This window comes from Acinetobacter entericus, from assembly GCF_026168575.1.
In the GTDB taxonomy this organism is placed as follows: domain Bacteria; phylum Pseudomonadota; class Gammaproteobacteria; order Pseudomonadales; family Moraxellaceae; genus Acinetobacter; species Acinetobacter bouvetii.
On the sequence record NZ_JAPEQW010000004.1, the window covers coordinates 160,711 to 177,097 of the forward strand.

Below are 16,387 nucleotides of genomic sequence, written 5' to 3' on the forward strand. Positions count from 1 at the left end.
ATGAAATGGCTTCAAGCATTCCGCAAACAGTTTCCGCATAAGTACGCAATCAATGCGCAACTGCTGGGAGATGATGCAGAACTGGCTTGGAGCAATTTAGGCTTTTGGCAGGCGGATACGCGCTCGTATCCGCAGGCTTGCCAAGCCCTTGCCGATCATTTGGCAGAAGCGCTGAAATTGGCTTCACATGATCAGCTGCTGGATATTGGCTGCGGCCAGGGCGCCAGCCTGCAGCACTGGCTGCATGATTATCAAATTCAAAGGCTGTCTGCTGTGGAATTGCAGCCGGCATGCATCGAAAAAATTCAAAAAAAATTAAATTCAAAAGCAGACATTCGCTGCGCATCCTTTTTAAATTTAAACACTGTTTTTCCGGATCTGCGGTTTGATGTGGTGCTGTGCATTGATGCGGCCTATCACAGCGCTTTAAATTCATTCCTGTTCTCTGCATCATCCGTTTTAAATTCAAAAGGCCGTGTGGGCTTTCATTATTTAATGCTGTCTGACAAATATGTGAATTTAAATGCGCTGCAGAGATTGAAATATCAGGCTTTGCTGAAAGCAGCAGATGTCAATCTGCATGATTTAATGAATCAGCAAGGATTGCAGCAGGCTTTGGGACAGGCTGAATTTAAAAATATTCAAATCGAGGATATCAGTGAGCAGGTCTTTGCCGGCTTTGCGCATTATGCAGAAACGGTTTTAAACGCTGCAGAAGCATCAAAAGGTGTGGATTCTTTTAAAATTAAAATGACTGCCAAGCTGTGCCGGAGACTGTTTGAGGACGGGATAGTCCGATACGTGCAGGTTGCGGCACAGAAAGGCTAAAAACACACGATCCAGAAACATCAAAGCCTCACTGAGAAGCGAGGCTAAGAAATGGTGCCGGCACACGGATTCGAACTGTGGACCTACTGATTACAAGTCAGTTGCTCTACCAACTGAGCTATGCCGGCGTTTTAAATGCATTCTACAGATTTTTTTTTAAGGTGCAAGCCAAAAAGTGAGCGATTGAGCAGGCAGTTTCAATTGATGAGGGCATAGCGGGAGATTCCTGTTATGCCCTGCAGAAAGGAAATGTTTTTTATTTGCTGCGAAGGATCCTGTCTAAGTCTTGAGCGCACTCTTCAAGGGTAAATGCGGTGTCCAGCTGCAGCTGGGGTTTCAGTTCATTGGCTAAAATCCGCCATTGTTCGATGAGTTTAAGGGCTTTTTGAATCTTATGCTTATTAATGTCCTTGGCTATGGTTGGCGTGTAGCCGCCGCGTTTCGCATTCTTGATCTGTTTGACATAGTTTAGGCTGTTATTCATGAGCTCTCCCGAATAGCAGTTATTTATGCTGATTGGTTAATGGCGCTTTCAAATACGGTGTGGATCAAGTGGAATGTGAGTTTTAATTTTTTCAAATACATCAAATGAAGATCAATAGACTGTTTTTTATTGTGCAATACCCTGAAAAAATTGCATTAATTCTTTTTATCACAGACTTTGCCAATTGTCTTTAGGCGGTAAATTTTCTATTTGTAAGAAAACGTATCAGTAAAGCCGGTCTATAGAAGGACATGATTGATAGTTAACTGACTGTTTTCCTGCTGTATTTTTGACGATTATGGTTGTTTTTCATGTGCTGTGCTTTTTAAATGTAGGGCCAGGCCCGATCAGTGTGCAGCGACAGTGCAGCATTGAAACAAAGCGGCTGAAAATAGGCGATGCGCAGGCTTCTTAAGATTTGCCTCATCTTGGTGGTTGATATTAGAGATGTTCATTAAGCTGAACCAGTTTAATGGACATCCTCAGAAGCAGAAGTTGAGCACCTTTGTCAGCCGCATCCTACGATGCGGCTTTTTTTATGCCTTAAATTGAACAGCCTTTTCATCTTGAAATCACTTAGAGAACAGCGCTGGGCGTTTGAACCAGTATGGTTTCTGGATATGAATCCATGATGCAGATATTTTTTTTAGCATTGAAGCGAAACTTCATCCGCCAATGCATACCGCCAGAAGGCGTGACTTCCAAGTACATGCCTTTTTCATCAGCAGATTGGGTTTTCTTTTTGGGGCGTAATTGAGGGGAATGGATTAGAGCCTCAGTGATACTTGCGGCTAGATCGGGATTGCAACAGATAAAGTTGATACTATCAGACACAAAAAAAGCCTAAACCCTTTAGATTTAAGCTTTTTAAGACCTCATGAATCATCATGAGAGTAAAATATGGCGAGAGAGGGATTCATATTTTTAATTTAAGATAAAGAAATTAAATGTTATTTAATAATTGAATTTTTATTTTACCCCTAGTTATACCCCCAATAATCTAAAGCTTCTAAGCACATGTTTCAGTACTTTGACTTTCCATTCTCATCACACATTTGATCTAAAAACATTTGATGGATTAATTCTTCAAGAATTTTGGCTTCAGATGTATTTTTAAAAGCGGATAGTTCACTAAGCTCCTCTTTAGCTTTTTGGGTTAAGGGGATATGGTAATTTTTCTTGACTTTATCTGCGTCTCTAAATTTTTTTTGACTCCACGCTTTACTCATTTTTGTTGTTAAATTCTCATGCCCCTGAGGATTACTAAGATTCAGAAAATCAAGATATGAAATGATAAGCAACTTTTTATCATTATCGTCGAAGCAGGATTTTGATGCCCTTTCAAAATCAGAATTTCTTGACATTAAGTAATCATAAGACCAATTGATGAAATTTTGGTCGTTAAATTTAGAAGAACTATTTATTTCTTTTTTAATTTTATTTTCATATTTTTGCTTGATTTTAATTAATTCTCTCTCAGAGACTCTATCGTAGAATATATTAAAAATAAAATTTATATAGACGTAGCTTTTAGAAATAAATTTAAAGTCTTTATTTGTTGTAACGAGTGCTTCAGTTGAAATTTTTGTCGATTTGTCTTTAAATAAATAATCGAGATCTATTTGTGATTCTTTTTTATCTAAAGAATATTTTTTTAAAAATGATAATGTAAATAAGCATAATCTTGAATCTTTTTCAAATTCGTTAAAAATTTCATTTCTAATGAAAGTAGTTTTTGCATTTTCAATTGCTTGGAAAGCGAACTCAACTTTATCTTCGCTTTCACTTTTAAGTAGTTCTTTGATAATCAAATCTTTTAATTGATTAAAATTTTTTAATCTTTTTATATCATACCATTTGATTTGATTTCTAACTCCTGAATTAGTTTCTAAAATAATTTTGTATATCCATAACATATCCTCATCATGATATTTTTTCAGTCTTTTTTTTATTCTATCTTCTAGTGTATTGAATCCAGGCATTTGTAGATATATCCGTAGTGTTTATCGTAGAATTTGAGTGGTAATTTTATATGAATTTTAATGGTTTTTTAAGTAGTATTTTTATAAATATAAATGATTTGTAATCATGCTTTTAACTAATTTTTGGTGATTTTTTTCATGTTTTTTATGGTTGGTGATTTAGTTCATGAAGTGGGTGTTCTTAAATATTAGGTTGTCTGATTTTTCTAATGCTGAAAAAGTATCTTTTAATCTGGGCGGAATGGTCGATTCATTGCTCTGATAGTGGTGGATTTTAGATGATAAATTGCTTAATTGGACAAGCAAAGATGAGATTTTAATATATTTTAACTACCTTGGCTTTAAGTTAATTTGTTGGATAAATATTGCTTGAGTTTTTTTGTTAAGAATCCTTTGTTTTTCTACTGTATAGTTTTATTTTTAAATGTAATTCTCCTAGGTTTTTAATATTATTATTTTATTAGTTTAAATGGTAAATAATTACAGAGATCTTCCTTTTATGATTTAAACCATCGAAAGGAAGTCAAATGAGCATTGTTGTAAATGAATCTAAATTATTAATCTCAATTGAACGATTTGTTGAGAATGTAGCTGAGAGAATGCATCAGCCTCGTAACTTCTACAATAATCTGATAGATCTGCTAATCCAGTTTGATGAAATTTATGAATTTGATTTTTATTATTCAGATTCTATCGGTGCATTCATTGAATTGCTATTAGATATGGATGAGTATTTAGATGATCGAGAGCAGTTGTTATATCGATTAACTGACCTGTCTTTTATTGAGATACAGCAAAGTTTTAAAAAACATTATCGAAGACATAACCGAGAATTACGTGATCATCGTTCAAGTGAATCCAGAAATACAAAGATACTGGTTCAGCGTATGAAAAAAATCAACGATAGATATTCAAGGATTCTGGTGGTGCGTGTTGATTTGGCTTATCCGCTTAAATACCAAGATCAAATCGGTATTCAGGAATTCAGCGATGATATGGATGTACTTCGTACTCGGTTGCGTGATCAAGATACAATTTTCAAAGGTTTGATTGAATATGCATGGGCATTAGAGCAGGGGGAAAAGAAGGGCTATCACTGTCATTTGCTGTTGGTTTATAAGGGCAGTGAACGTCGCAATGCATACTGGATTGCTGATCAAGTTGGAAAGCTTTGGATTGATATTACAGATGGCTTAGGTTGTCATTTTAACTGTCATACATCAGAGTACCTTAAACAGTTCTTAGATCGAGACCGTCTAGGCATTGGGATGATTCGCCGTAACAATCCAGATGAGGTGAAGAATATGCTGGATACTGTGGCTTATCTGGTACGCCCTGAGAAGGATGCGCAGCATCTGAGAGTGAAAACTAAAAAACGCATGCGGACTTTCGGCTAATAGAAAATAATACAGGCATACATCATCCACATGAAAATCACTGTCGAGTGGTCAGATTGAAGGGCTTATGCAAATAGGCCCTTTTTTTTATTTTTCATTGGAGGTGTCAACTATGTTAACGCATTGCCCATATTGTCAGTCTACTCACATTCATCGTGTCTTTGTTTCACATTCTAAACCGTCTGAATCTAGCCCGCACAGGGTATCCTTATTGAGTTCTCATGTGGGATTCGGTGGAATGGTCATAAAACAGCTGTTCAAGGGCTGGCCTTTATCACCTTGGATCACGGGGCTGGCTGAGGCGCTGCTCAAAAGTGTTTATCTGTATTGGATTGAAACTCGGCAAAGCCATTTTGATTCAGGGATCGCGATAGCGTTTTACTGTGAACAGTGCCAGCAGTATTTTAAGCTTTAGCCATCTGGGTTGAATGCGCTGTTGAATAGGGATAAAAACCGATCCATGGTGACCGGTTTTTTACGGTATTTGAATGATGGCTTAATTTTTGTCCGCATTAGAACACATACCGTTTATTTCCTTGGATAAGCACATATTTAAAAATGTGCTCAGGCTTGCATTCACTGATCATGACATTGAAGTGGCTTTTAGCAGAAATCGTTTCACCTTCCGGTCCCCAGCTGTCAAGTTCACAGGGCTGATTCAAAGCATCGAACAATTCTATTCGATCAATCTCAATATTATGCCTCGTTGGATTTTCGATTCTCAGCAATGAGCCGTGATCACCATACTTTTCGACACTGTAGCCTAGGCTGAAGCCGGCAGCGGGTTTTTTGCAATTGGTTGAAATGGTGCGGATGCTATCGCTATTACTTTTGCAGGAATACATTTTCTGTGTGATCGGTTTGGCTTGAATATTCAACGCACAGCAAGAAAGCGTCAATAAGGCAGTCAGCAGAACTGAAGGGCGCATGGCGTAGATCTCGATATAGAGGTTTATTATAAGAGGAGTGTTTCATAGGGATTCGGCATTGCGCGCTTAAATAATTTAAGCGCGCAATGCTTATTGAAATAAGAAGGACACCCGATTTATTTTTTTGATGCTTTATTTGCAGCCTTGATTGGATGCTGCAGCATCTTGGGTAAATGAAAAGCCATTGATCGGCATGCTGGAAATCGTTTTGACATCATATGCATCAGCAGTGGTTTCAAGAACGATGTTCAGTTTATTTTTCACAGCGGTCTTCGGAGCCATTGTATAGGTTGAGCCTTGCCGGCCTTCATCAAAGTTAAAGCAGGCGTGCTTAAATTTTCCCGTTGCAGTTCTGATGGTGTCTTTGCCTAGAGTAACGGTTTTTCCTTCAATATTTATCACGTGCTTACTCGGCGCATTATTGAGCTGATTGACGCTGAATTGCGTTAAGCCCTTTGGACTGTAATTGGCATAGATGCTCAAGTTGCCCACGGTCCAATTGCTGAACTGAGCCGTTCCTGATTCAGGCTTGCCAAATTTCTGAATCAGCGTCGAGCGGCTGTCATTCATGGTGACGGTTTTTCCATTAATGATCATGTGATCAGCAGCAAAAACAGAAGTTGTAAAAGTTGCCAGTAATATAGCGATGATATGTTTATTCATGATGTTTCCTTATTTTAAAGTCATTTCATTATTTGGAACGTAAGGCGAGGCTGCCAATAATCACTAGCAGCAATAGGCCGCCGATGAACTTGCCCACTGAAGGGAACATGACAGCAGGCCAGATCACGCCTTGTCCGAGATGATAGGCAAATGATTTATAGCTGTATTGTCCCCAGAAGGATTGATACAGCGTGAAAAGCAGGCCAATGGTCAAATAGCCGCGAATGATCCAGGTTTTAATCGATGGATTCATTTATTTCCCCCAAAAGCGTATTGAGCGAGCAAGAAGAAAAGCCCGAACAGGATCATCATTCCAATGAAGGGCAGACCTAAAAAGCAGATCACTGCGATGATGCAGATAATGCCGGCAATAACCCTCATGGCTTATTCCTTCAGACACTGATAGGTGCTTGCGATCATTTCCCTGTGAAATTCTTCGGTTTGCTGAATGGTATGGAGGCTGTGTTCCAGTGCATCCGCTCCGAATTTTTTCTCAAGCTTGCTGTAGATGCATGTGCATGCAGCAGTGTCACCGCCACCGGCCTTGCACCCGCTGACAAATTGACGTTCAGATTTTCCGGCACAGCCTGTGAGCAGGAGTACAGTCAGCGTGATGAAAGCAATTGATAAAGAGGTTTTCATTAATTCCCCTGAATTTATTGTTTTGGCTATTTTTAAATAGATGGATTTATACGCGTGATTGAATGAACAGACGAACGCAGGCCCTCCAATGAAGGCGGAAGTCTTTAGGTCAATTTAAGCGGATATACAATCTATGAATTATGCCAAGGGCGAGGGAATGGCCCGAAAAGGCTTCAGGGAAAATAATAAGGCGAGATAATGTTTAGTCATGGGTATGACTCCTTTGGGTATAAAGAAGCTTCACCACATTACTGCTAAATAATGGTGGCGAAACGAAAAGGGGTTAGCAGACTGATACCCAAAAAGATCAGCACACCCGAAGGTGTCCCCCTCCCGTTCCGCCGCAGAGGGGACACGCAGGGTCGCCCACCAAAAAGATCGACTTTTTAGTGTGCTTTGGGTAAACGGTCTGCTAAAACCGACTGGCGATGTAGGCCAGCACCCAAATCATAATCGCAGAGATGGATCGGGTCAATTGCTGAGGATTGATTTGAATAAAAAATCAGGGGGATGAATTGAACAAGATTTAAATAAATTTCAGATATATAACATTTACATGAATCTTCATGCTGCTTTGCCGCTGCATGAGTTACCCGTTTGGCCTGCGCCCCCTGCAGGCCTTTTTTATGCCGGATATTTAGATTGGCGAATCTTGAACATATTCATTGTTAAATAGGAAAACATTATGGCGCATCAACTTGAACAAATGGCTTATGTCGGCGAAACCCCTTGGCATGGCTTAGGCAACCAGCTAACCCAAAACCAGCCGATTGAAGTCTGGGCGCAGCAGGCAGGGATGGACTGGCGTATCGAATCATCCAATGTCAGCTACATGGCACAAAATGAACGCGGGCAAAGCATCATCATGCCCTATGAAGAGCAGCGTGTACTGTACCGTTCTGATACCCATGCACCTTTATCGGTAGTCAGTCAGCGTTATCAGGAAGTGCAACCTAAACAAATCTTAGAGTTCTACCGGGATTTAACGGAGCAGTCAGGTTTTGAGCTGGAAACCGCTGGGGTATTGAAAGGCGGCAAAAAGTTCTGGGCTTTAGCCAGAACAGGGCAAAGTGCAGCACTCAAAGGCAAAGATGTCAGCAATGGCTATATGCTGCTGGCAACCGCTTGTGACGGTACACTGGCGACCACAGCGCAATTCACCAGTATCCGCGTGGTGTGCAACAACACCTTAGCCATTGCCTTGAAAGGACAGAACAGCAGTGCAGGTGTGGTCAAAGTGCCGCACAGTACCAAATTCGATGCACAAAAGATTAAACAGCAACTCGGTATTTCAGTACGTGCATGGGATGAACATATGTATGAAATGAAACAGCTCAGTCAACGTAAAGTCACACAGACTGAAGCAGCAGCGTATTTTGATGCAGTATTTAATAACACCAGCTTAAGTCCAATCGAGCAGGATGAAGGCATTATTCAGTTCTACCGCAATGTCGCTACACAAGCCAACCACCACACAGCCAAAGCTGAAAACAAAACTGAACCGAATGGACGCGCGATGTCTAAAGTCATGACCATGTTTAATGGGCATGGCCGTGGGGCAGAATTGAGTTCAGCTAAAGACACGGCTTATGGCTTGCTGTGCTCAATTACCGAGTTCTGCGACCATGAGCGCCGCGCCATGAGTCAGGATCACCGTCTGGATTCTGCATGGTTTGGGGCTGGAGCAGGGCTTAAGCAGCGGGGGCTGGAGCAGGCCTTGCGTATGATTGCTTAAGCTTATTTTCAGATTAGAGATTTAAGATGACAGCATGGGATCAAGATGATTCCATCCTTCCTCTTTGATTCAGACACCTCTTTGCCGCATCTCCAGATGCGGCTTTTTTTATGCCCGAAATTTAACAAAATCAGAGTAGGAAAATAAACATGAACTCAGCAATGACCATTTCTCAAACCAAAACGCAGCCGCAACAGCGTATACCGAAGCTATTTATGGCAAAACGCTTTGTCGATACCCGAAAACTCAGTCAGGCCGAATGGCTGGAAGTGCGCAGACAAGGTATTGGCAGCAGTGACTGTGCTGCAGCCTGTGGGCTCAACCCTTATATGTCGATGCTGGAACTGTGGATGATTAAAACAGGACGGATTAAACAATCCATCGAAGATGAAAGTGAAGGTCATGCGCCGCTGTATTGGGGCAAACAGCTCGAACCCTTAGTGGCGGAATACTACAGCATGCATACCAACAGAAAAGTCCGTCGAGTGAATGCTGTGCTGCAGCATCCTGATCCAGACAAGTCTTTCATGCTGGCAAATTTGGATTATTCAGTTGTAGGCAGTGAAGACGTTCAGGTGCTTGAATGCAAAACTGCAGGGGAGCATGGCGCCAAACTGTGGAGGGATGGTGTGCCGCTGTATGTCTTGTGCCAAGTCCAGCATCAATTGGCAGTGACTGGTAAGAAGGCGGCGCATATCTGCGTGTTGATTTGCGGACATGAAACCCGCATCTTTAAAGTGACCCGCAGTGAATCTGTCATTGAGCATATTGTGAATGCAGAACGTTACTTCTGGGAGTGCGTAGAGAAAGATACGCCGCCTGATGCAGATGCCAGCGCATCGGCAGCCAAGGCCTTGCAACAGCTGTATCCCGAACATTTGCCGCTGAGCACCGCAGATTTATCTGGGGATGAGCAGGCCAATCAGCAGTTCGAGCAGCTGATTCAGGCACGTAATCACATCGAAAAGCACCAAGAGCAATTTGATCTGCTGAAGCACCAGCTGCAGGCCAAGATGCAGGAGGCTGAGCGTGCCACCTTTAAAGCCGGTTCAGTCACGTGGAAAAAGGCTAAAGACTCGATCAGCTTAGATAGCAAAGCCCTACTTAAACAATACCCTGAATATTTGAATCGATTCCCACAAAGTAAATCTGGTTCAAGACGCTTCAATATTTACCCAGATGATGAATGAGATGAAATCAATCTTCGCTCTTCACAAGCAAATCAATTTCAGGCCATAACGATCCCATGCCAAACAGCATGGGATTTTTTATGCCGATTTCATTGTTAAAAAGAGAAATATCATGATTAAAGGTTTAGCAATCACACCGCCTATTTTAGGGCGAATCAGCATTGGCCGAATGGTCGAAAAGAATGGAAAGCGTCTGCCTGAAAAGGATGACCAATTCACCATTACCAGTCAAATCCAAAGTAAAGACAGTGGTTGGGTGAAGCATCCGTTAGATGAACAACTTCGAGCTAAAGCGCAAAATCAAAAACTCAGAACCATACCAGTCCGTATGATCTTTAATGATCCTGAACTTAATCTACGAGCAGAGTACAGCTTATTTGATCGTCAAACTGGACGCCCCGTTTGTGTCGGCAATGGTGAAACCTGCCAGCGGTTGACTAGTCAAGGTGTAGAACAGCATCCATGCCCATCACCTGATTTATGTTCAATGGGGCAAGGTGGACATTGCAAGCCTTATGGTCGACTGCATGTCAATTTAGATGAGTCTGATGAACTGGGTACGTTCATCTTTAGAACGACGGGTTTTAACAGCATAAGGACATTGGCTGCTCGGCTGAATTACTACCATGCTGCATCCAATGGATTACTTTCATGCTTGCCATTGCAACTTACTCTTCGGGGTAAATCCACGACCCAAAGTTACCGCCAGCCTGTGTATTACGTGGATTTAACACTACGTGATGGTGTCAACCTTCAACAAGCCATTCAAATGGCAGAAGACATTGATCAGCAAAGCAAGGCTGCAGGATTTAATCAAAACTCACTTGATCAAGCAGCACGGCAGGGCTATAGCAATGCACGATTTGAGGTTGATTCGGAAGAGGGATTGGATTTAGTCGAGGAGTTTTATACAGATGAGGCTGTTGAGTTTGAGCAAATACAGCCTGAGTCGAAAACCAAGGTAAAGCCTAAGCTCCATCAGGCAAAAAACTTTGTACAGGAGATTCAGCAGGGCTTACAGCAGAATGTATGGGCTATGAATTAGACAAGGGTGGACGAGATGGGACTCAGTAAAATTTTATTGGACTGCCCTATTATCTGAGCGAATCACCGCTCGCATCAATGATCAGGAGTCAACATCATGAATGCGTTCACAGGTCAAACTTTTCAGATGAATCAAATTATTAATATTAAAGAAGTGATTCAATTCACAAGTATTAGCCGTGCAAAAATCTATGAAATGATCAATGTAGATTCAAAGTACCATGATCCAAGTTTTCCAAAACCAGTTCGGCTAAGTGAATCTCGTATCGGCTGGGTCGCTTTGGAAGTTCATCAATGGATTGAAGCTAAGATTCAAAGTAGATAAGTATGGGAGCGAAAGCTCCCTTATTTTTTTGCTACAATCCAATGCTAATTCCCTCTAAGAATATTTTGAGATTTATTACAATCGAATCAGAAGGTATTTTGTAAATGGTTGGCTATTTATTAAGAGTTTGTTTAGCTAAATATAAATGGACATTTGAATTTAAACTATAGATTACTACTCAAGCTTTTACTAATTGAATTTACTTGATAAAGAACAATTATCCTGGCACTCTTTACCATCGTTAGAAATTAGCAGTTTTGTGGTATGGCCAATTATAATTTCTTGGATTTGTTTGCGGGGGCTGGTGGGCTTTCTGAAGGGTTTATACAGGCAGGTTTTGATCCAATTGCACATGTAGAAGCTGATACGGCAGCATGTGCTACACTAAAAACACGCCAAGCTTTTCATTGGTTAAAGAAAAATAATAAGCTTCAAATTTATATTGAATATTTAAAAGGAAAAATTAGTCGAGAAGAGTTTTGGGCATCTGTACCCAAAGATGTGCTTGATGCTGTAATTAATGAATTTATCGGCCCTGAAAGATTGGGTACGATATTTGATAAAGTCGATCAATATCTCAATGGAAGTAAGCTAGATCTAGTGGTTGGTGGGCCACCATGCCAAGCCTATTCAATTATTGGTCGAGCGCGTGGAAATACAAAAGATGACCCCCGCAATCACTTGTATATTTACTATGCCAAATTCTTGGAAAGATATAAGCCTAAATATTTCGTTTTTGAAAATGTTCTGGGATTACTTTCAGCAAAAGATGAAAATGGCGACTCATATTTTGAAAAAGTCACAGCACTGTTTAATTCGATTGGTTATGCAGTTGAGTATAAAATTTTGACTGCAACAGACTATGGTGTGCTGCAAAATAGAAAGCGAATTATCTTGGTTGGTAAGAAGGGGATTAAAAGTAAGAATTTCTACCCAGAATTACCAATATGGAATGCAGATGCTACAGTGTCGGATTTACTTGCAAATCTTCCAAAAATTAAAGCTGGTGAAGGTTCTCATTTGCCGTGTGTAGTTTCAAAAGAAGCTCATTCTTGGTTAAACCAAGCAAATATTAGAACAGATTTGCCTGTGACTTGGCATCAAGCTAGACCAAACACACAACAAGATTTAGAAATTTATCGTATAGCTGTAGATATATGGAATAAACATAAAAAGAGATTAAATTATAATGACTTGCCAGATAGATTAAAAAGCCATAAAGTTAGGGAAGCTTTTACTGATCGGTTTAAAGTGGTATCAGGTGATTTAACAGCTGTACATACTGTGGTTGCACATATGGCAAAAGACGGCCATCACTATATTCACCCTGATATTGAACAAAATCGCTCACTTACACCTCGAGAAGCAGCTAGATTGCAAACTTTTCCAGATGATTATTTTTTTGAAAGTCAGTCAGGAAAACCGAGTCGTACAAGTGCATATAAACAAATAGGTAATGCCGTACCTGTTTTATTAGCATATCAGATTGCAAAACGATTAAAGAGTAATTTTAAATGACAAAAGAAACTTCAGAAAATCAAAAAGAAAAATTTGAATTTAAGCCGCGAGCTAGATTATTAGCCCAGTTGGGTGATCAACTAATTAAAAATGAACATATTGCCGTTGTAGAGCTGATTAAAAATGCTTATGACGCAGATGCGACTTTCTGTAAAATTGAGTTAGATAATTTTATGGATAGAGAAAATGGCAGCATTACTATTTTAGATAATGGTAATGGTATGGATATTGATATAGTCAAAAATGCTTGGCTAGAACCGGGAAGTGATTCTAAATTAGATGAAGATAAAAAACCTAAGCTTTCTCCTGTTTATCAACGCCTTCCTATAGGTGAGAAAGGGATTGGTCGATTTGGTGTTCATAAACTGGGTGATAAAATCACTTTAATTACTAAAAAACAAGGATTTAAAGAAGTTCATGTTGAAATAGATTGGAGTGATATTGAAGATGTTAAATATTTAAAAGATTTCCCAATAAAAGTAGAAGAAAAAGAAGAACCTTTATTTTTCACAGAAGAAAATTTAAGAGATATTCTAAATTTAGATGAGGAATTTCCTAGTGATCAAATTAAATTGCATGGTACGTTTATATTTATAAAAACCTTAAAGACTCGATGGGATCATACTATGGTTAAGGAGTTAGCTCGCACAGTTAGCTCACTTCAATCACCATTTCAAAAAACTAATCAGGAATTTAAAGTTGATTTAATTCTCAATCAAAATAAAGAATGGTTAGATGGAGTGCAAGCATGGGATGATATAAGAAAGCAAGCTCTCTTTAAATTTAAGGTAAAAATAAAGGGTAGTGAAATTACTAGTTTTAATTATTGGTTTATGCCTTATGAAAGCATTCAGCATAAAATAAATAAAAAACATCTTACACTAGAAAATAACTCCTATTTAAACTCTTATCGTAACTTATATGATGAGGAATCAAAGCAATATATAAATTTATCTGAATCAAGTGCAAAAGTTGGAGAAGTGACATTTGAGGGATATATCTTTGAGCTAGAAACATCAGTTTTACGATTGGGATCTATAGAACACATTCCTGCTTTTAAAAAATATTTAAAAACCCATACTGGAGTAAAAGTCTTTCGAGATGGTTTAAGAGTGTATGATTATGGTGAGCCTGAAAATGATTGGTTGGGTTTAGATAATCGTCGCTTTAATAATCCTACGAAAGGATTAAGTAACAGTTTGGTCGTTGCAGCAGTTCAATTGGATCGAGCAAATAGTAGTGATTTGTTTGAAAAAACTAATAGAGAAGGTTTTGTTGAAAATGATGCCTATTTGAACTTAAAAAAAGCATTAAATCATGTTCTTACGTTGGTTGAAAATCTAAGGTATGTTGATAAACTAAACTTGAAAAGATCACTAGACTCGGGGAAAAAGCAAACACCTAATCAAGTTATCTTGGAAGCAATCGATTATGTAGAAGAACAAGAAATTGATGTAAAAGTAAAAAAAGAGATTATTACTTACTTTGATAAGCTCGATAAAGATTTAGAAAGTGTTAAAGAAACTCTTTTAAATGCTGCGGGGATTGGATTAAGTTTAGCAGTTGTTGTCCATGAAGTTGAAAAGAGAGTTCGATTAGTTAATAGAATAGCTGAACAACAACATGTTTCAGATGAGCTTTTAGATAATGTCCAAAAATTATCTAAAATAGTAGATCGTTATGTAAAAATTATTAAAGCTTCGCCACTAAAGTTACAATCAATTAATTTTGCTTTAGATGAATTAAAGTTAGATATAGAATTTAGGCAAGATGAACATAGAATAGAAGTGATTTATAATTATGAAGATGCTGCTGATATAAAAGTTGAGTATTCTAGATCATTAGTTTCTATGGTTTTAATAAATATAATTGATAATTCAATATATTGGTTAGATCAAAAATATGATGTAAATGGTTTTGAGGGGGTTAAAAAGATATTTATTAATGTTGAAGAAGACGATAAGTATGGCTATGTAGTAATTGCTGATAATGGTCCTGGTTTTAATGAGATCTGTATGGACACGATTACAGAGCCTTTTGTCTCTTACAAACCTAGAAATAGCGGAATGGGACTAGGTCTGCATATTGCACAAGAGGCTATGTTTAAACAAAAAGGAGATATCCTTTTCCCTGATTATACAGAGTTTGATATACCTGAAGAATTTCATTGTGGTGCTTTGGTTGTGTTGCGTTTTAATAAAGAAAAGGTGCTTAATTAATGGCTGATTTACCACAAAATGGGCGAATTGTTATCGTGGATGATCAGATAGTACAAGCTTTGCCTTTAATGAATTATTTTTCTAAAAATAAAGTTCCATTTACATATTTTGATGGAAGTGTAGAAAACCTACCTGAGCAAGGTTTTGATGATATTAGAATATTGTTTTTAGATGTTAATTTGTCAGGGGATACTATTCCAGAACATTATGATTTTAGGAAATTACAAAGTCGAGTAAATAGATTAATTCATACAATTTCTCATCCTTATTTATTAGTTATTTGGTCACGAGATCCTAAATTGTTTGATAAATTTGATACTTTCTTTAAGGCAGAAAAACTTCAAAGTAAAAAGCCTATAGCTACTATTTTTTTAGATAAAATTAATTATTTTGGCTTGGATGGTGAAGTAAAAAGTACGGATTTTCAAGATTTAGGCTCAGAACTTGCAGAAATGTTAGATAAATATCCAGAGTTGCAATGTATCTTGAATTGGGAATCAACGGTACATCAGGTCACCAACGAAATTGCATCGATATTCTTCCCAAAATTTGGTCAATATGAAACTTGGTCTGACGATACTAGAAAAATGTTTACCCAATTTTCCAAGGCTAGTTTAGGTAAGTATTTTTCTGATGCAGATACCACCACACGTATTAATAGTGCTTTTGAAGTGATACATCAAGTATTTATGGATGAGCTTGAAACTCGGTTTTATAAAGCAGATAAGAAACTTAATTTAGAAAGTTTAGATAAGACAATAGTTCCGAATTTTAAAATTAATACTAAATTATTGGTTCAAAATCATGATCATTTAAATAATGATTACCCTGGTAGCTTGATTGCTTTAAATAATAATGATGCTTCTACCTTTTTTTCTAATGTTATTGATCAGGATCAATTAAAAAATGCTGTACGTAAGTATAATGATGCTGAACTAAAAGATAATGAGAAAAAATTTGATGAACTTAGTGCTAGTCAACAATCAAAAAAATGTAGTGTTTATAAGAGAGATAAAATTAATCAATATTTACAAAAAGTTCAATTGCGAATTGATCCACTTTGTGATTATGTACAAAAGAAAATTCAACATTCTAAATGTGTGGATGGAATACTTATTCCTGAAATAGCTTATAATTTAATAGATAAACGATCGGAAGCCATTTATATTTCTCCTGTTTTTGAGTATCAAGGGAATAATGTTGCATTAGTAATTGATTTTAGAACTTTTCAAACTAAAGTCGTTGTAAAAATACCTACTAACTCAGTAAACACTACGACCGATGAGCAGAGCCAGTCTGTTGAAGTTTTAGAAAAAAGCTTAGATGAAGTTGAAGTAATATTTCGATTAAGATCTGCATTGCTTGCAGACATTCAATCCAAATTTGCACGTCATGCAAATAGGCAGGGATTGCTGTATCTTTAAGACCTAT

General features: G+C 38.2%; 16 protein-coding genes, 1 tRNA gene and 1 pseudogene. 9 read left to right on the top strand and 9 right to left on the bottom strand.

All coding sequences use genetic code 11. The features are described from left to right. On the top strand, positions 1 to 828 hold the full coding sequence (locus tag OKC24_RS04845) for an SAM-dependent methyltransferase (protein ID WP_131277433.1): 828 nt from the start codon (positions 1 to 3) through the stop codon (positions 826 to 828). A gap of 52 nt (positions 829 to 880) precedes the next feature. Here OKC24_RS04845 and OKC24_RS04850 read toward each other — a convergent pair. From OKC24_RS04850 to OKC24_RS04865, 4 genes and pseudogenes are all read right to left on the bottom strand, one after another. Beyond that, positions 881 to 956 (bottom strand) — tRNA-Thr (locus OKC24_RS04850). Positions 957 to 1,084: 128 nt separating this feature from the next. Continuing rightward, positions 1,085 to 1,312, bottom strand: a complete 228-nt coding sequence (locus tag OKC24_RS04855; RefSeq protein WP_005006850.1) for a hypothetical protein — start codon at positions 1,310 to 1,312, stop codon at positions 1,085 to 1,087. Between the two features lie 597 nt (positions 1,313 to 1,909). After that, positions 1,910 to 2,095 (bottom strand): annotated as a pseudogene (locus OKC24_RS04860) (Arm DNA-binding domain-containing protein); the annotation flags it as partial. A 239-nt stretch (positions 2,096 to 2,334) separates the two neighbouring features. Further along, on the bottom strand, positions 2,335 to 3,294 hold the full coding sequence (locus OKC24_RS04865; protein ID WP_265464849.1) for a hypothetical protein: 960 nt from the start codon (positions 3,292 to 3,294) through the stop codon (positions 2,335 to 2,337). 527 nt (positions 3,295 to 3,821) lie between these two features. On the opposite strand from OKC24_RS04865, the gene OKC24_RS04870 reads away from it, so the two are divergent. Then, complete coding sequence (locus OKC24_RS04870; RefSeq protein WP_265464850.1) at positions 3,822 to 4,691, top strand: YagK/YfjJ domain-containing protein; 870 nt, start codon at positions 3,822 to 3,824, stop codon at positions 4,689 to 4,691. 512 nt (positions 4,692 to 5,203) lie between these two features. On the opposite strand, the gene OKC24_RS04875 is transcribed toward OKC24_RS04870, so the two are convergent. The 5 genes from OKC24_RS04875 to OKC24_RS04895 all read right to left on the bottom strand — a co-directional run bounded on the left by OKC24_RS04875 (position 5,204) and on the right by OKC24_RS04895 (position 6,925). Continuing rightward, complete coding sequence (locus OKC24_RS04875) at positions 5,204 to 5,620, bottom strand: hypothetical protein (protein ID WP_265464851.1); 417 nt, start codon at positions 5,618 to 5,620, stop codon at positions 5,204 to 5,206. A gap of 132 nt (positions 5,621 to 5,752) precedes the next feature. After that, entirely contained in the window at positions 5,753 to 6,283 is a 531-nt protein-coding gene (locus tag OKC24_RS04880; RefSeq protein WP_265464852.1) for a hypothetical protein, read from the bottom strand. A gap of 28 nt (positions 6,284 to 6,311) precedes the next feature. Continuing rightward, complete coding sequence (locus OKC24_RS04885; protein ID WP_005012505.1) at positions 6,312 to 6,536, bottom strand: hypothetical protein; 225 nt, start codon at positions 6,534 to 6,536, stop codon at positions 6,312 to 6,314. Further along, positions 6,533 to 6,664 (bottom strand): hypothetical protein, encoded by a 132-nt coding sequence (locus OKC24_RS04890; RefSeq protein WP_264753353.1) that lies wholly within the window; start codon positions 6,662 to 6,664, stop codon positions 6,533 to 6,535. Before OKC24_RS04890 ends, OKC24_RS04885 begins: the two co-directional genes overlap by 4 nt. A 3-nt stretch (positions 6,665 to 6,667) precedes the next feature. After that, positions 6,668 to 6,925: a hypothetical protein gene (locus tag OKC24_RS04895; protein ID WP_265464853.1), complete on the bottom strand. Its 258-nt coding sequence runs from the start codon at positions 6,923 to 6,925 to the stop codon at positions 6,668 to 6,670. 685 nt (positions 6,926 to 7,610) lie between these two features. Between OKC24_RS04895 and OKC24_RS04900 the strand changes: the two genes are divergently transcribed. The 7 genes from OKC24_RS04900 to OKC24_RS04930 all read left to right on the top strand — a co-directional run bounded on the left by OKC24_RS04900 (position 7,611) and on the right by OKC24_RS04930 (position 16,380). Then, a complete protein-coding gene (locus OKC24_RS04900; RefSeq protein WP_265464854.1) occupies positions 7,611 to 8,660 on the top strand; it encodes a DUF932 domain-containing protein in 1,050 nt (349 codons plus the stop codon). A 149-nt stretch (positions 8,661 to 8,809) separates the two neighbouring features. Beyond that, positions 8,810 to 9,850, top strand: a complete 1,041-nt coding sequence (locus OKC24_RS04905) for a YqaJ viral recombinase family nuclease (protein WP_265464855.1) — start codon at positions 8,810 to 8,812, stop codon at positions 9,848 to 9,850. 112 nt (positions 9,851 to 9,962) lie between these two features. Further along, positions 9,963 to 10,895: a recombination directionality factor gene (locus OKC24_RS04910; RefSeq protein WP_265464856.1), complete on the top strand. Its 933-nt coding sequence runs from the start codon at positions 9,963 to 9,965 to the stop codon at positions 10,893 to 10,895. A 96-nt stretch (positions 10,896 to 10,991) separates the two neighbouring features. Continuing rightward, entirely contained in the window at positions 10,992 to 11,219 is a 228-nt protein-coding gene (locus OKC24_RS04915; RefSeq protein WP_265464857.1) for a helix-turn-helix transcriptional regulator, read from the top strand. Between the two features lie 264 nt (positions 11,220 to 11,483). Next, a complete protein-coding gene (locus OKC24_RS04920; RefSeq protein WP_265464858.1) occupies positions 11,484 to 12,737 on the top strand; it encodes a DNA cytosine methyltransferase in 1,254 nt (417 codons plus the stop codon). Continuing rightward, positions 12,734 to 14,956: an ATP-binding protein gene (locus OKC24_RS04925; RefSeq protein WP_265464859.1), complete on the top strand. Its 2,223-nt coding sequence runs from the start codon at positions 12,734 to 12,736 to the stop codon at positions 14,954 to 14,956. The genes OKC24_RS04920 and OKC24_RS04925 overlap by 4 nt, the downstream gene beginning before the upstream one ends. Beyond that, positions 14,956 to 16,380, top strand: a complete 1,425-nt coding sequence (locus OKC24_RS04930) for a hypothetical protein (protein ID WP_265464860.1) — start codon at positions 14,956 to 14,958, stop codon at positions 16,378 to 16,380. Before OKC24_RS04925 ends, OKC24_RS04930 begins: the two co-directional genes overlap by 1 nt. Positions 16,381 to 16,387 lie beyond the last annotated feature (7 nt).

Bases quoted from the DNA above. Each gene is read 5' to 3' on its own strand.
- OKC24_RS04905 (WP_265464855.1), top strand. From the start codon at position 8,810: ATGAACTCAGCAATGACCATTTCTCAAACCAAAACGCAGCCGCAACAG.
- OKC24_RS04910 (WP_265464856.1), top strand. From the start codon at position 9,963: ATGATTAAAGGTTTAGCAATCACACCGCCTATTTTAGGGCGAATCAGC.
- OKC24_RS04915 (WP_265464857.1), top strand. From the start codon at position 10,992: ATGAATGCGTTCACAGGTCAAACTTTTCAGATGAATCAAATTATTAAT.
- OKC24_RS04870 (WP_265464850.1), top strand. From the start codon at position 3,822: ATGAGCATTGTTGTAAATGAATCTAAATTATTAATCTCAATTGAACGA.
- OKC24_RS04855 (WP_005006850.1), bottom strand. From the start codon at position 1,312: ATGAATAACAGCCTAAACTATGTCAAACAGATCAAGAATGCGAAACGC.
- OKC24_RS04865 (WP_265464849.1), bottom strand. From the start codon at position 3,294: ATGCCTGGATTCAATACACTAGAAGATAGAATAAAAAAAAGACTGAAA.
- OKC24_RS04875 (WP_265464851.1), bottom strand. From the start codon at position 5,620: ATGCGCCCTTCAGTTCTGCTGACTGCCTTATTGACGCTTTCTTGCTGT.
- OKC24_RS04895 (WP_265464853.1), bottom strand. From the start codon at position 6,925: ATGAAAACCTCTTTATCAATTGCTTTCATCACGCTGACTGTACTCCTG.
- OKC24_RS04930 (WP_265464860.1), top strand. From the start codon at position 14,956: ATGGCTGATTTACCACAAAATGGGCGAATTGTTATCGTGGATGATCAG.
- OKC24_RS04920 (WP_265464858.1), top strand. From the start codon at position 11,484: ATGGCCAATTATAATTTCTTGGATTTGTTTGCGGGGGCTGGTGGGCTT.
- OKC24_RS04900 (WP_265464854.1), top strand. From the start codon at position 7,611: ATGGCGCATCAACTTGAACAAATGGCTTATGTCGGCGAAACCCCTTGG.
- OKC24_RS04845 (WP_131277433.1), top strand. From the start codon at position 1: ATGAAATGGCTTCAAGCATTCCGCAAACAGTTTCCGCATAAGTACGCA.
- OKC24_RS04925 (WP_265464859.1), top strand. From the start codon at position 12,734: ATGACAAAAGAAACTTCAGAAAATCAAAAAGAAAAATTTGAATTTAAG.
- OKC24_RS04890 (WP_264753353.1), bottom strand. From the start codon at position 6,664: ATGAGGGTTATTGCCGGCATTATCTGCATCATCGCAGTGATCTGCTTT.
- OKC24_RS04880 (WP_265464852.1), bottom strand. From the start codon at position 6,283: ATGAATAAACATATCATCGCTATATTACTGGCAACTTTTACAACTTCT.
- OKC24_RS04885 (WP_005012505.1), bottom strand. From the start codon at position 6,536: ATGAATCCATCGATTAAAACCTGGATCATTCGCGGCTATTTGACCATT.